Source organism: Rhodothermus profundi (genome assembly GCF_900142415.1).
Classification (GTDB): Bacteria; Bacteroidota; Rhodothermia; order Rhodothermales; family Rhodothermaceae; genus Rhodothermus; species Rhodothermus profundi.
Genome location: NZ_FRAU01000002.1, coordinates 294,389 through 308,698 on the forward strand (window position 1 = coordinate 294,389; position 14,310 = coordinate 308,698).

The 14,310-nt window shown below is 60.9% G+C and carries 15 protein-coding genes; 9 read left to right on the top strand and 6 right to left on the bottom strand.

Going from position 1 to position 14,310, the window contains the following annotated elements:
* The first annotated feature begins 229 nt into the window (after positions 1 to 229).
* The 3 genes from BUA15_RS13585 (at position 230) to BUA15_RS04760 (ending at position 2,200) form a co-directional block, all read left to right on the top strand.
* Entirely contained in the window at positions 230 to 649 is a 420-nt protein-coding gene (locus tag BUA15_RS13585; RefSeq protein WP_143149565.1) for a hypothetical protein, read from the top strand.
* Between the two features lie 74 nt (positions 650 to 723).
* Positions 724 to 1,371, top strand: a complete 648-nt coding sequence (locus tag BUA15_RS04755) for a hypothetical protein (RefSeq protein WP_072714818.1) — start codon at positions 724 to 726, stop codon at positions 1,369 to 1,371.
* Between the two features lie 259 nt (positions 1,372 to 1,630).
* On the top strand, positions 1,631 to 2,200 hold the full coding sequence (locus BUA15_RS04760; RefSeq protein ID WP_072714819.1) for a hypothetical protein: 570 nt from the start codon (positions 1,631 to 1,633) through the stop codon (positions 2,198 to 2,200).
* Between the two features lie 209 nt (positions 2,201 to 2,409).
* Here BUA15_RS04760 and BUA15_RS04765 read toward each other — a convergent pair whose 3' ends face one another.
* From BUA15_RS04765 to BUA15_RS04780, 4 genes are all read right to left on the bottom strand, one after another.
* Entirely contained in the window at positions 2,410 to 3,180 is a 771-nt protein-coding gene (locus BUA15_RS04765) for an SIR2 family NAD-dependent protein deacylase (protein ID WP_072714820.1), read from the bottom strand.
* 4 nt (positions 3,181 to 3,184) lie between these two features.
* A complete protein-coding gene (locus BUA15_RS04770) occupies positions 3,185 to 4,144 on the bottom strand; it encodes a hypothetical protein (RefSeq protein ID WP_072714821.1) in 960 nt (319 codons plus the stop codon).
* Entirely contained in the window at positions 4,141 to 5,022 is an 882-nt protein-coding gene (locus BUA15_RS04775; protein ID WP_072714822.1) for a DUF58 domain-containing protein, read from the bottom strand. The genes BUA15_RS04770 and BUA15_RS04775 overlap by 4 nt, the downstream gene beginning before the upstream one ends.
* A 130-nt stretch (positions 5,023 to 5,152) precedes the next feature.
* Positions 5,153 to 6,190 carry an ADP-ribosylglycohydrolase family protein gene (locus BUA15_RS04780; protein ID WP_072714823.1) on the bottom strand — a complete coding sequence of 346 codons (1,038 nt, stop codon included), beginning with the start codon at positions 6,188 to 6,190 and terminating at the stop codon, positions 5,153 to 5,155.
* Between the two features lie 75 nt (positions 6,191 to 6,265).
* Here BUA15_RS04780 and BUA15_RS04785 point away from each other — a divergent pair, with 75 nt between their 5' ends.
* From BUA15_RS04785 to BUA15_RS04810, 6 genes are all read left to right on the top strand, one after another.
* Complete coding sequence (locus BUA15_RS04785) at positions 6,266 to 6,943, top strand: heme exporter protein CcmB (RefSeq protein ID WP_072714824.1); 678 nt, start codon at positions 6,266 to 6,268, stop codon at positions 6,941 to 6,943.
* 4 nt (positions 6,944 to 6,947) lie between these two features.
* Positions 6,948 to 7,676, top strand: coding sequence for a cytochrome c biogenesis protein CcsA (ccsA, locus tag BUA15_RS04790; RefSeq protein ID WP_072714825.1), 729 nt, complete (start codon positions 6,948 to 6,950; stop codon positions 7,674 to 7,676).
* Complete coding sequence (locus BUA15_RS04795) at positions 7,673 to 7,945, top strand: CcmD family protein (protein ID WP_072714826.1); 273 nt, start codon at positions 7,673 to 7,675, stop codon at positions 7,943 to 7,945. The genes ccsA and BUA15_RS04795 overlap by 4 nt, the downstream gene beginning before the upstream one ends.
* Positions 7,942 to 8,379 carry a cytochrome c maturation protein CcmE domain-containing protein gene (locus BUA15_RS04800; RefSeq protein WP_072714827.1) on the top strand — a complete coding sequence of 146 codons (438 nt, stop codon included), beginning with the start codon at positions 7,942 to 7,944 and terminating at the stop codon, positions 8,377 to 8,379. Before BUA15_RS04795 ends, BUA15_RS04800 begins: the two co-directional genes overlap by 4 nt.
* Before the next feature lie 125 nt (positions 8,380 to 8,504).
* Positions 8,505 to 11,636 carry a VPS10 domain-containing protein gene (locus tag BUA15_RS04805; protein WP_072714828.1) on the top strand — a complete coding sequence of 1,044 codons (3,132 nt, stop codon included), beginning with the start codon at positions 8,505 to 8,507 and terminating at the stop codon, positions 11,634 to 11,636.
* Between the two features lie 90 nt (positions 11,637 to 11,726).
* Positions 11,727 to 12,704 carry a 3'(2'),5'-bisphosphate nucleotidase gene (locus tag BUA15_RS04810; RefSeq protein ID WP_143149566.1) on the top strand — a complete coding sequence of 326 codons (978 nt, stop codon included), beginning with the start codon at positions 11,727 to 11,729 and terminating at the stop codon, positions 12,702 to 12,704.
* A 3-nt stretch (positions 12,705 to 12,707) separates the two neighbouring features.
* On the opposite strand, the gene BUA15_RS04815 is transcribed toward BUA15_RS04810, so the two are convergent.
* Both BUA15_RS04815 and BUA15_RS04820 read right to left on the bottom strand, forming a co-directional pair.
* Positions 12,708 to 13,481: a TIGR01458 family HAD-type hydrolase gene (locus BUA15_RS04815; RefSeq protein WP_072714829.1), complete on the bottom strand. Its 774-nt coding sequence runs from the start codon at positions 13,479 to 13,481 to the stop codon at positions 12,708 to 12,710.
* Positions 13,482 to 13,488: 7 nt separating this feature from the next.
* The gene (locus BUA15_RS04820) at positions 13,489 to 14,253 is read right to left on the bottom strand and encodes an aspartate/glutamate racemase family protein (RefSeq protein ID WP_072714830.1); all 765 of its coding nucleotides are present in this window, start codon (positions 14,251 to 14,253) and stop codon (positions 13,489 to 13,491) included.
* Between the last annotated feature and the right edge of the window lie 57 nt (positions 14,254 to 14,310).

Here is a 14,310-nt window from a genome sequence, read left to right on the forward strand (position 1 = left end):
GGTTTCAACCGAGGCCGGCCCGAGCGTCCTTGTAACGTAGTCCAGCGCTGGCACCTTGCTGGATGCATCCAGACGTTCCGGGCAACCTGGCGCCGGCGCAAACACACCTGCCCCCGACCGCGCGCCGCAAGCGACAAGCTACCTGCGCCCATCGTACCCTGTGGTCCCAGCGACCCGGCATTTCTGTATCCCCCAGCTTTTCCCACAGACCCATCCAGACAGCAGCTATGTGCGCTACGGGACCGGTCTGCTGTTGCTGAGCCTGTTGTTGCTGGGCTGCGAGGCGGAGCGCGTGCTGGGGCCGTTGCCGCCGGCCTCGTTGCCAAAGGAAGGGCCTGCGCCGTTGCCGTCGGTCTCGTCAGGAGCACTGCCGCAGGTTTCGGGGGACCGGTGGGCGGAGGTGGCCTGGTTGCAGCAGGTGCGGCGGGCGCTGGGGGCGCCGTATGTGGCGTTTGTAAGCTGGCGCGACGAGGCGGGTCGTTGGCGGTATCGGTACGTGGTGTTGCGGGTGCCGCGGCGGTGGGTGCGGGAAAGTGGAGGCCGGGAGCAGGTGTACTGGTTTCGGAGGGAGTGGGGGTGCTCTGGGGGCAGGTGTTGGCGTGGGTGCCGTCGCATGAGCGGGTGTTGTGGGCGTTGCGTTAGTGGGTAGGACGCAGGGGTTCGTCGTCGGGTTCGGCGGTGGTGCAGGGGAATGACTGTGCGGTCAGCGGGGGTGCGTCGTTCATGTACGTGCCTTCGTGTGGGTGTTATGTGTTTGAGGAGGTGGAGGTGGTGTGTTCGGCAGCTGGGGGCGGGGGGAGTTGGCCGCCGACGCAGGAGGATCCGCGGTGGTGGCAGCAGGAGGGGGGAGTAGGGGACTGTGCGGATCTGTGGTGTGAGGAGCCGCGGAGTGGTGGGGGAGGTGGGGGCAGTGGTTCGGGTTCGGGGGCGCCGGAGGAGGCGTGCACGGAAGATGCGCTGACGTGCGAGGAGAGTTTCCCGCTCTGGGGCAAGGCGGTCCGGTTGGGCAAGCGGTTGCTGGAGCTGGCCCGGAAGGGGGAGGATTTGCTGGATGTGCAGACGTGGAAGCGGTTGGCGCGGGAGGAATGGGACGAGCTGCTCAGTTGCGGTATTGATGCGGTCCGTGTGGTCGGTGGGGACAGCGGGGCGTTATTCGGGGTGTTGGACTGTGCGGCGCGGTTGCTGGTGGGGGTGGATTTTCTGGAGATGGTTCGGGGGTTGAAGCTGGCCGATCGTCTGGGGGTTTCGGCGTACCGGGAGTTGCTGGGTTTCATCAAGCAGTCGCGTTTTGCGTCGGCGTTTGCCAATCGGATAGACGATCTGGAACTGTTAGAGGATTATGGCCGCCTGGATATGGATAAAAGATTATGACGTTCTGCGGATATTTGAGGCGAATTCGGAGGTTGTCGCGGACAATTTTTTGCAGAAGTGGGGCAATCCACCGAAGATTCCGCTTTCGAACAAGCCGGCGGGGTCGTGGAGGGTACAGGCGCCTGACGGGACCTGGCTTACGCGCTATCCGTCGACAAAAGGGGATCCGGGACGATGGACGTTACGGTTTCAACTTCCCGATGGAAAGGTTGTTAAGGTTCGGTTTGGAGATCGGGTGGAGAATTAACTGGAGAAGACGATGGGGCTGAGAAAGTACCGAAGTGCTTTTTTGTCCAGAGAGGATTTTGAGCGGGTGTGGCGTGTTCAGTTTGAGCGGTTGTTTTATGTGGATTCGGAGACGGGTTTGCCGGTCTGGTTTCCCCATCAGATTTTTCGGATCCATGGAAAGTTTCTGTTTTATACGCCTTCGTATAGCTTTTTGAGTTCTGACTATGCTCGTTTTGAGGAAGTACTTTCGCACTATGAAGAGAAAGAGTTTGTTGTTGTTGATGTAGAATTATTAGAATCGAATTCAGAAAATGTAGGGATTATTTTTCAATTAGGATGTGATTATGAAGGTTTAAATATTGATTATTTAGAGTGGATTCCCTTTGAGTTTTTGATATTTGGGAGGAGGCATGATTGGGCTTTTGTAAGTTCTGATGGTTATAATATTATGGTTTTGTGTGCGGAGGGTGCGCTGTGGGATGCATTTTCGAAGGTATATCCAGGGGTAAGCCGAGCTAGGTTGGAAGAGTATTTAAGTCATTGTCCGGATGATTATCGTGATTTGTTTGAGATGAATTATTTGAGGAGGGAGGGGGATTAGATGGGTAAAGAGGGGGCACATGATCCATTTGCTCAGGGATTAGGCGGGGGTTTCGCTTTTGTTTGGAGGAAATGCGGTGGGTTGGATGCGGCGCACGATGGGGCGTCGTGGGTAGGTGGTCTTCAGGTCTTTGAGGGTTGGTTGGGCGCACGTTGGGCTGGTAGGATAGGAGATCGTTCAGGTGCAAGACAGGAAGCGGGCGCAGGATTTCAGGAGGAGCCGCGGGCCTGCCGGACCGTTTCGACCAGTGCCGGTAGAAGCTCGCCGGCTTTGCCCAGCAACAGGGCATCTACTTCGTCGGCGATGGCACTGGGGTGCAGGTTGATTTCGGCCACGTAGGCACCTGCCCGTTTGGCTTCGAGGGGCAGCCCGGCCGCCGGATAAACCACGGCGCTGGTCCCGATGCTCAGGAAAACCTCGGCCCGCTCGCAGGCCGCGTACGCTTCGGCCAGCGCATTTTCTGGCAGCATTTCGCCAAACCAGACCACATCGGGGCGAATCAGCCCCCCGCAGGCAGGACAACGGGCAGGCCGGCCCTCTGCGGCCGCTTCCAGGTCCACTTCCTCGGCCGAGCGGCCGCAGTCGATACAGTAGCTGCGCAGCAGGTTGCCATGCAGCTCCACGACGCGTCGGCTGCCGGCTCGTCGATGCAGGTTGTCGACGTTCTGCGTGATGAGCGTGAAGTCAGGTACCAGGCGCTCCAGTTCCACCAGCGCATAATGCCCGGGGTTGGGCGCTACTTCGCGCACGAGCCGGCGGCGGTAGGCGTACCAGCGTTGCACCAGGTCGGGATTGCGCAGGAAGGCTTGCACATTGGCCAGCTCTTCGGGACGAAACTGCTCCCAGAGACCCCCAGGGTCGCGAAACGTCGGCACCCCGCTTTCGGCACTGATTCCTGCGCCGGTCAGCACGGCCACCGAACGCGCACGTGCGAGGCGCTCGATCAGCGCAGGCGGGAAGGCGATGGTTTCACGGTGCATAAGGCTACAGTCGGGTCGAGTGGGTTGTAAGCGTATCAGGCTGTATCGAAGTGCCAACCCGGCCGCTCAGTTCCAGCCGTTCGATCAGGGTGCGGGTAACGCTTAGCACCTGGCGGTTGTAGTCGGGCGGATACGTGCGACCGGCGAACTTGGCCAGGTCGGCCGTTTCGAGCACCTGGCGAATCGGAGTGGCCAGTCCGGCAATAGGCCGGGAGGGATGTTGCGCAAGGCGGGTGGTAAGCTCACGCGTGGTCATTCGACGGGCCGGCAGTTGCAGGCGGTCTTCCAGATAGCCGCGCAGCACATCGGCCAGCGCTATATAAAAGCGTCTGGAGGAGGACTGCGCCGTTACCGCTTCCAGTTCCTGCAATCGTTGCAGGGCGAGGCGGTAAGGATCGGGACGGGGTTCGGGGGGAGGAGGCGGAAAAGGGGGCGATGAAGGGCGACGGCGAAACCAGAGATAAGCGGCCAGTCCGAGCAGCAGGGCCAGCAGGGCCGCGCCGGCCAGCCAGGGCCAGCGGGCGGCCGGAAATGCCACGATGGGCGCCAGGTCGCGAATGCCCGTCGCATCGGGGGGAACGACAGAGCGAACGATCACCTGGAGGGGAGGGGTTGTCAGGGTGTGCTGCTCGGTTTCGGTATGAAGCACCAGCGGCAGTGGGGGCACCCGCGCCGAATCGAGCACAAACGTGGTCACCCGGTAGACGATGCTGTCGCGCAGGCGGCCTGCGTCGAGAGGGCGGCTATAGCGCAGGGGGCCTTCGATTACCTGCAGGTCTCCCAGCAGGCTGTCGGTGGGCAGTTTCAGCCGAGCAGCTGCCGGGCGTTCGAGGAGCAGCGTCAGCGTAAAGCGTTCGCCAATGGCCACCGTGTCGGCCGACAGGCGTGCTTCCAGCCGCGTCTGTCCAGAGGCGATCGGAAAGGGGCCGAGCACAAGCAGCAGCCCGAACAGCAGGCGGTTCATCGGCGGCGACGGTTCCGGCGGTGGAAGAAGGCCAGCAGCGGTTCCACGTAGTCGGCGTCGGTGCGCAGGCGCACGTGGTCGATCTGCAGGCGGCGGAAACGGGCTTCCAGCCTGGCCTGCTGCTGCCGGGCGTGCTGGGCCAGCCAGCGGCGCACACGCTTGCTGCGCGTGTCGAGCCAGCACCTGCGGCCCGTTTCCGCATCGACCAGCGCGACAAGCCCGACGTCGGGCCAGGTCTGTTCGATAGGATCTTGAAGCTGCAGGGCCACGACGTCGTGGCGGCGGGCCAGCGCCCGCAGCGGGCGCTCAAAATCTGGCATATCCAGAAAGTCGCTCAGGAGCAGGATAATCGCGCGGCGGCGCTGCACCCGGATCAGGTAGTCGAGCGCCACGCGCAGATCCGTGCGGATCGACTGCGGCTGGCAGGCATAGAGATCGCGCACGAGCCGAAGCACGTGCCGGCGACCTTTGCGGGGCGGTACGAATCCTTCGATCCGATCTGAAAAGAGGAGCAGCCCGACCCGGTCGTGGTTGCGCAGCGCGCTGAAGCCGAGCACAGCACAGATCTCAGCGGCCAGTTCGCGTTTGGTGCGCCCGCGCAGCCCAAATCCCTGAGAGCCCGACACGTCGACGACCAGCAGCAGCGTCTGTTCGCGTTCCTCCTCGAAGAGCTTCACGTAGGGCGTGCCCATGCGGGCCGACACGTTCCAGTCGATGGTGCGCACATCGTCGCCGATCTGGTAGGGCCGCACTTCGGCAAACGTAATGCCCTGCCCTTTAAAAGCCGTGTGATACTCGCCTCCAAACAGGCTATCCACCAGCCCGCGCGTGCGGACCTCCAGCCGGCGAATTTTCTGAAACAGTTCGCGCGGAATCATGCAGAATAACCGAGCACCTGTTTGCCTACGGCAACGCCCTGCCCACCAACCTGTTCACAGAAGAATGTACATCGTTTGCAGGGGCTGCAAGACGGCCGGTGCTGGTGCGCCGGATATACGATTTTGTGAATTATTCAACGTTTTGTTCAGGGTCTGGTAGGGCGTTTTGAGAGAGGGGGACGGCGTGCAAGGCCTGGAGGAAGGCGCGGGCGGTTGCTTCGAGGTGGTCGGCCGCTTCCAGCTCGCGGCGCCAGGCTTCGGGAAAGGCGTGCCAGCCGTGACGGGCTCCCAGCAGGGCCCCGACCATAGCTCCTATGGTGTCGGCGTCGCCGCCGACGTTGATGGCCGATAGCAGCGTTGCTTCCAGCAGGTCGGGGTTGCGCGCGAACATGGCCACGGCAAAAGGCCAGCTTTCGTCGGCCCGGGCACTGGTGCCGTGGCAGAGATCCTGGAGGTCCAGCGGAAAATCGTGCAGGTGGTCGCTCAGCAGTTGCAGGCGGCGAGAGCAGGCAGCCGAGGCATCGCCCAGGGCTGCTTCGGCTTGCTGGACGACCTTGAGGAGGCGTTGCCAGAAGACCATAGGGGCAAACGCTTCTGGCGGGGTGCGCAGCACCTCGGCCACGGCAAAAGCCTGGCCGATACCAGCTACCAGGGCCGTGGGATGGCGATGCGTGAGGCCCAAAACCGCCTGGAGAAACGTCAACGCCTGATCGAACGAAACTGCAACGGTAGCCCACCAGAGGCCCAGCGGAGCCGCCCGCATGGCCGCGCCATTGGACGGGTGCGTTGCATCGCCCGCTTTGGTCCAGGGGATGCCCTGCGCCAGGCGCTCGATAGCGGTTCGGCTGGTGGGCCCCCAGCGCCGGGCCCGGGGGCGCAGCGCCACGTAGGCGACGGTCAGCTGTTCGGCCAGGGTACGGTCGAAATGGGCCGGGTGATCGGTCGCGTGCAGCCATTCGGTCAGCGCTTCGGTCAGGGCAAACGTGAACTGCGTGTCGTCGGTCCACTGGCCGGCCGCCAGATCGCGGCGGTGCCGGTCGGGTTCGTACTGCTTGATCCCTCTGTAATAGGTGCGTACGTTTGTGTGGCTGAGGCCTTCGACAGGCATGCCCAGCGCATCCCCTACGGCCGTGCCCAGCAGGGCACCGAGCATTCGGTCTTCGGTCATTTCTTCGGCGGATTTTCTCGGGCGGACCTGTATCTTTGGACGTAGGCAGTAGGAAGGTACGAAATGGTCCCTTGTATGAAAGCCTGGCTGCGTGGATTCTGGGCGGTCTTCGAAAAGGATATTAAGCTGGAACTGCGGGCCCGCTACGCCATCAACATGCTGTTGCTGTTTGCGCTGGGCGCGCTAGTAGTGATGGCGTTTGCGGTGGGGCCCACGCCGCTGAGCGCGCGCGTGCAGGCTGCGCTGCTGTGGACAGTCCTGTTGTTTGCGGCGGCTGTGGGGCTGGGCCGGGCTTTCATCAGCGAGGAAGAGCGGGGCACGATGCTGCTTTTGCAGCTTAATCTGCGGCCGGGTGCGGTTTATGCCGGGAAGTTGCTGGTGAATTTTGTGCTGCTGCTGGCGCTGAATCTGGTTGCGGTGGGAGCGTTTACCGTGTTACTGCGAGTGAAAATCGCCTGGCCGGGGCTGCTGATGCTGACGCTTGTGCTGGGGTCGATCGGACTGGCAGGGGCAACAACCCTGCTGAGCGCGCTGATTGCCCGGGCGGCAGGAGGGCGGGGTGCCTTGTTGCCCGTGTTGCTGTTTCCAGTGCTGGTACCGCTATTGCTTTCGGCCGTTGAGGCGACACGCAGCGCGTTGCTGGTGGCTGAGGGATGGGCAACAGCGGCCGATGAATTGCTGACGCTCGTGGGGTTTGGAGGAGCTGTCATTACAGCAGCCGTGCTCCTGTTTGAGTATATCTGGCTCGACTGAAACCATGACCGAACCAACTGCCCCTGTGAATCTGCGGCGTTACCGGCGTATTCGGAATGCCGTAGTGGTGTGGCTGACGCTCGTCATCGTGGGCGCTTTCCTGTTGCGCATTCCACGCATTCATATTCTGGAGCATACCGCGCGTAACCTGTATTTTCATGTGCCGATGTGGTTTACGCTGATGGCTGCGGCGCTGGTATCGGCCTATCATTCGTTGCGCTACCTGCAATCAGGCGATCCGATTCGGGATTTGCGGGCACGTGAGGCGGCGCGGGTCGGAATCGCTTTTGGTCTGCTCGGGCTGGCCACTGGAATCGTCTGGGCGCGCTTTACCTGGTATCTGGGCACGTCACTCTGGTGGAATTTCGACCCCAAACAGTCGTTTGTGGTCATTCAACTCCTGATCTACGGCGCGTATTTTGTGTTGCGGGGGGCGGTGGAAGATCCGGAAAAGCGTGGGCGCGTGGCGGCTGTCTACAACCTGTTTGCCTGTGTGACCATGCCCTTTTTGCTGTACGTGTTGCCGCGCCAGATGGAAAGTCTCCATCCGGGCGCCGAAGGTAGCCCGGCGTTCAGTGACATTACGCATCCGATCATGCGGCTGGTATTCTACCCGGCGGTGATCGGATTCATCGGGTTGTTCTGGGTGCTCTACACGCAACGGGTGCGGCTGGCGCTGCTTGAGCGGCGTCTGGAAATGCTGCAAGCCACCATGCTGGAGGCCAAGTCATGAATCTGCGAGCCCTGAGCGATACAACCGAAACAGGCCTGGCCACACCCTATGATACGGTCTGGGCCACAGCGTCCGTGCCGACAAAACCTCCAGAGGGCATTGAGCGCGTGATGCTGGCCGAAGACAAGCTTTACGTGGTGCTGGCCGTTGTGCTGATTATCTGGTTCGGATTGATCTTCTTTGTGTTCCGGACCGATCGGAAACTTGATCGGCTGGAACGCACGTTGCAAGAACGTATTCCGGAAGCAAACGCAGGCCTTACGCCATGAACAAGCGCTTGATAAAAACCCTGGTAGGAGTAACCCTGCTGGGCGGCTTTTTTACCATGGTGATGCTGAGCTTTGGAGAAAAGGTGGGCGGTTACATGAGCTTTGAGGAAGCGGCTGCCAGCGGGGCCGAAGCCCACGTGGTGGGCCAGTGGGTGCCAGAGCGGCCCGTGCATTACGATCCGGCCCGGAACGTGTTTAGTTTCTACATGCGGGATGCGGAAGGGGTAGTGCGCCGCGTCGAATACCCCAATCTCAAGCCGGCCAACTTTGAAGATGCCGAGCAACTGGTGGTGATGGGACGTATGGAGGGGGAGGTGTTTCATGCGCGGGAGATTTTGATGAAGTGTCCCTCCAAGTACAATGACATGCGCGCGCTGGAATCCTCCGGCACACCTTCCCGCACAACCCGCATGCCGACTCTTCCCAATGAATAAGGGGAAACGGATCTGAGCAGTTGCCATGCGCGGGCTCTTGTGCAGAGCCCGCTTTTTTTAGGCTGGTGATTTTTTTCGGAAGGGCTTACATTTGGCAGGAACCTTCACCAGCCTTCGATCCGGCCATGCGCTACTTACTGCTCCTGCTAGCCTTCCTCTGGATTCCGGGATGGAACGGGCAGACGCAAACGATCCCGACGCCTCCTCATGGGTATGACCCGGCCCTGTTCGACACGCTTCAGTTTCGCATGATTGGCCCCTTTCGAGGGGGACGCTCAACAGCTGTTACAGGAGTGCGCGGCCAGCCACTGGTGCACTACTTTGGAGGAACAGGAGGTGGAGTCTGGAAGAGCACAGACGGCGGACAGACGTGGCAGAACGTTTCGGATGGCTTTTTTGGCGGATCGATCGGGGCTATTGCCGTCAGTGAATGGGATCCCAATGTAATCTACGTGGGAGGAGGAGAGGAGTCGATTCGCGGAAACGTCTCCCATGGATACGGCATGTGGAAATCAACCGATGCCGGCAAAACGTGGACGTTTATCGGACTGCCAGACAGTCGGCACATCGGCGACATTGTGATTCATCCGCGCAATCCTGATCTAGTGTATGTGGCCGTTATGGGGCACGCTTTCGGTCCCAACAAAGAGCGCGGCGTTTATCGGAGCAAAGACGGGGGCAAGACCTGGGAGCAGATCCTGTTTGTAAATGAAAACACAGGGGCCGTTGATCTGGCAATGGATCCTACCAATCCCCGCATCCTGTACGCGACGTTCTGGCGGTTCCGGCGCACGCCGTATAGCTTTGAAAGTGGGGGGGAAGGCTCTAGCCTCTGGAAAAGTACCGACGGAGGCGATACCTGGGTGGAATTAACGCACAACCCGGGCATGCCCGAGCCGCCCATCGGAAAAATCGGCATCACCGTTTCGGCCGATCCCAACCGGCTGTACGCCATTGTCGAAGCACACGAAGGCGGGGTCTTCCGCTCAGACGATGGCGGCAAAACCTGGCGGCGCGTGAACGACGACCGTAACCTGCGCCAGCGGGCCTGGTATTACAGCCATATCGTGGCCGACCCGAAAGACCCGGACGTCGTCTACGTGCTGAACGTCGGCTTCTGGAAGTCAAAGGATGGCGGCCGCACCTTCACGCGCATCCGCACGCCGCACGGCGACCACCACGACCTGTGGATCGACCCGGACAACCCCCAGCATATGATTATCGCCGATGACGGCGGGGCGCAGGTAACCTACGACGGCGGAAAGAACTGGACCACCTACTACAACCAGCCCACAGCCCAGTTCTATCGGGTCACCACCGACAACGTCTTCCCCTACCGCATCTATGGCGCCCAGCAGGACAACTCAACGGTGCGCATCTACAGCCGCTCGGACGGTCCCGGCATTTCCGAACGCGACTGGGAACCGACAGCAGGGGGAGAAAGCGGCTGGCTCGCGCCCGATCCGAAAGATCCCGAAATTGTGTACGGCGGCTCGTACGGAGGCTACCTGGAACGTTACGACCACCGCACCCGCCAGCGACGGCGCGTAGATATCTGGCCCGATAACCCCATGGGACATGGGGCTAAAGACCTGAAATATCGTTTTAACTGGAACTTCCCCATTCTCTTTTCGCGGCACGACCCCAACGTGCTGTATGCGGCTGCCAATGTACTGTTTAGAACCACCAACGAAGGACAGAGCTGGGAACAGATCAGCCCAGATCTTACGCGCAACGACACGACTAAGATGGGGCCATCGGGCGGTCCCATCACCAAAGATAACACCAGCGTAGAATACTACGGGACAATCTTCGCGCTGGCCGAGTCGGTGCATGAACCCGGCGTGATCTGGACCGGATCGGACGATGGCCTGATCTACCTGACGCGCGACGGGGGCAAAACCTGGACGAACGTGACGCCGCCTCCGTCGATCATGCCCGAATGGATTCAGATCAATAGCATCGAACCGGATCCCTTTAATCCAGGTGGCCTGTACGTCGCAGCCACTATGTACAAGTGGGACGACTTTCGTCCCTATCTCTACAAAACAAAAGATTATGGCCGCACCTGGGAGAAAATCACCAATGGGATTGCCGAGGATCACTTTACCCGGGTCATCCGGGCCGATCCGGAACGTCCCGGACTCCTCTTTGCCGGTACCGAAAGCGGCCTGTACGTCTCCTTCGACGATGGAGAACACTGGCAGCGATTCCAGCTCAATCTGCCGATCGTGCCCATCACGGATCTGGCTATCAAGGGTACAGATCTGATTGTGGCCACGCAGGGACGGAGTTTCTGGGTGCTGGATCATCTGGAAGTGCTCCGTCAGCTTACGCCTGAGCTGGCCCGCCAGGAAGTTATTCTGTTTAAACCCAAAGATACCTATCGGCTGCGCGGAGGGTTCAGGCGGCGCCCGCCCGGCGGACTGGGCGAAAACCCACCGGCCGGCGTGGTCATCTTTTTCTATCTGAAAGAAAAACCGGACACGGCTACCGTCGTCAAGCTGGAAATCCTGGAGGAAGATGGCGATGTGATCCGGACGTTTGCGACCAATGCGAAAAAAGAACGGGATCGCTTGAAGGTGCGGGCCGGTAGCAACAAGTTTGTCTGGGATATGCGCTATCCGGACGCCGAGGGCTTCGAAGGGTTGATCCTGTGGGCAGCCAGTCTGCGCGGACCGATGGCCCCGCCGGGCACTTATCGGGTACGCCTCACGGTAGGCGACCAGGTGCAAGAGCAGACCTTCCGTTTGCTCAAAGATCCCCGGAGTAAGGCCACCGATGAAGACCTGCAGGCGCAGTTTGCCTTCCTGATGGAAGTGCGGGATAAGCTTTCGGAAGTGCACCGTACGATAAAGCACATTCGGGAAATTCGGCAGGACATTCGACGGGTGCTCCGGCGCCTGCCAGACGATTCCACCGGCATGGCCCTGCGTCGCCAGGGGCGTGCCATTGTTCAGAAATTGACCGAGGTTGAAGAAGCGCTGTACCAGACCAGGAACCGGGCACCGCAGGACCCGCTGAACTTCCCGATCCGGCTTAACAATAAGCTGGCCGCCCTCATGGGCGTGGTCGGTACAGGCGATTTTCGACCCACGGATCAGGCTGTTGCCGTGAAGAACGAACTGGTGGCCCAGATCGATGACTGGCTGGCCCGCTACCGGGATGTCGTTGCCCGCGAGCTGGCCGCCTTCAATGAGGCGGTGCTGGCGCTGCGGCTGCCCCCCGTGGCTGTGCCGGCCGCCTCTGAAGAATAAATCATAGTGGATTTATGGCAGATCGCAGCCGGGATGCGTATCTTGCCGCATCCCGGCTTTTTTATGGACAATGCCCATTCGGGGAAGATCATGTCCAGAGAACGTGACGTTGCGCTGGCGGCTGTCCGGGAAGCGGCCGCCTTATGCCAGAATATCCAGGCAGCTATTGGACCGGACGTTTTAGAGAAACGCGATCGGAGTCCGGTTACGGTAGCCGACTTTGGCAGCCAGGCACTTATTTGCCGCCGACTGGCTGCGGCATTTCCTGATGATCCGATTATGGCCGAGGAGGACAGTACGGCGCTGCGTGAACCGGCCCAGGCGCCTCTCCTGGAGCGGGTGGTTGCGGAAGTGCAGCGGTTAGCGCCGGAGGCAACAGCCGAGACCGTGTGTGCGTGGATCGATCGGGGTAACCTGGCCACGTATCGGCCTCGCTTCTGGACGCTGGACCCAATCGATGGCACGAAAGGCTTCCTGCGCGGAGATCAGTATGCCATTGCCCTGGCGCTCCTTGTCGAAGGACGCGTGCGGGTGGCGGCGCTGGCCTGCCCGAACCTGCCGCTTACGCCTGCGACGGAATCGCCCCGCGGGGTGGTTTTTGTAGCGGTGCAGGGGGAGGGGGCCTGGGCCTACCCATTGGAGGAAGCTGGTACTCCCCTGCGCATTCAGGTGAGCGCTACGAGTGATCCGGCCCAGGCGCAGTTCTGCGAGTCCTTCGAATCGGCGCACAGTGCGCACGACGTAGCTGCTGAGGTGGCGCAGCGGCTGGGCATTACAAAGCCGCCCCGACGGCTTGACAGCCAGGCCAAGTATGCGCTGGTAGCCCGCGGAGAAGCCGACCTGTATCTGCGGATGCCCACGCGGCCCGGCTACGTGGAGAAAGTCTGGGATCATGCGGCCGGCGCGCTGATTGTCGCCGAAGCCGGTGGGCGCGTTACGGACATCCACGGGCGACCTCTGCGCTTTGACCAGGGAACAGCACTTGCTGAAAACCGAGGCGTGGTGGTCTCGAACGGCCTGTTGCATGCAGCCGTGCTAGAAGCTATTGCGGGAGTTGGCGTTACGTAACGTTTACGGGTGCAGCGCAGCTACCGTATCGATCACCAGGTCGGGCTGCACCGATCCATCAAGATCCGAGGGGCGAAATTTACCGGTTCGGACAAGCACGCCGCGCAGGCCCGCCTGCATGGCGGCTTCCACATCGGTGCGGATGTCGTCGCCTACCATGGCGACATAGGCAGGGGAGAGGTTCAGTAGGGTGCAGATCTGAGCAAAAAAGCGACGATCCGGCTTGCCAAAGATCAGAGCTGGTCGGCCAGTGGCATATTCGAGCGCCGCAATGAAGGGGCCGGCGTCAAGCTGCAGTCCGGTATCAGTCTGCCAGTAGCGCGTGCGACCCAGGCCGATCAGGCGAGCGCCCCGCTCCTGAATAAGGCGAAACGCCTGATTGAGGCGTTCAAAGGTCCAGGCAGGTCCCAGATCGCCTACGACGACGAAATCTGGATTTACGTCATCTCGCCGAACCCCCGCAAAGTCTTCGTAGGCGGCTTCCGGCACGAGCAGGTAGGCAGACGCCCCCTGTTCCCTCAGAAAAGTGCCGGCCAGGGCAGGAGGACTGAAGACCTGAGCGGGGGAAGCGTCGAACCCCAGGCGCTGGAGTTTTTCAACCAGTTGCCGCCGGCTTCGGGTTGTAGTGTTAGTGGCAAAGCATACCGCGTAGCCGGCTGCTTGCAGCGCCTGCACGGTTTCGGCGGCGCCGGGCAGGGCCCGGTCCCCCTGATACAGGGTGCCGTCCAGGTCGAACACAAAGGCCTGAATGTGCTGGAGGACGTCCGGAAGGGGCATGGCGATGTCAGAGCGGTTTAAGCTGTTCCGGATAGGTTTCGCGGATTAGTGCCCGCGCCAGGGCCAGCGATGGATCAATGATAGGCAGACCGTCGAGTTCCATTTCGGGGATGGCCAGCGGCAGCTCGGTGCAGCCCAGCACCACCGCTTCTACGTTTTTCTGGCGCAGATGCTCAATCGCTGTCAGCACACTCTGGCGCGCGATCTTGGAGACGGGATGACTCTGGGCTTTGATGCCATAGGAAGCGTCAAAAATGGCTCGGTTGACGATGGTCTCCTGCACACTTTCGTCAGCCATTACCGCTTCGTACCCCGCTGCTTCCAGCGCCTGGTGATACAGGCCAAGCCGGTAGGTAGCCAGCGTGGAGAGCACGCCTACGCGTCGTACGTCCGGATAGTGCTCGCGCAGGAAGCGCACGGTCTCGTCAATAAGGTGCAGCAGCCGCACGCGGCTTCCTGCCCGAGCTAGCGTCTCCTGAATTACCTGGAAGATAGGGGGCGCGTGGGCCGTGTTGCAGGGGATCCCGACGACTACGGCCCCGACCGATTCAGCCAGTCGAATTTGCTCGGCAATGGCGCGGCCCGGATTTTCAGGGGTCTTGCCAAAAAGAAAGGCGCTCCGGTCGGGTACCCGGTCGCCCATTGAAAACAACACGACGGGCAGGTGCTCCTGGTCTGAGGCGGCAAGGGTCTGGTCAAAAATGTGGTGCACCAGGGCCAGCCCTGCGTAGGGGCCCATTCCGCCAATGACGCCAATAATTTTATCTTTCATCGATCACCGTTTCCTACAAGCCGGGGGACAAAACAATGAGAGTATATTCAAAAATCA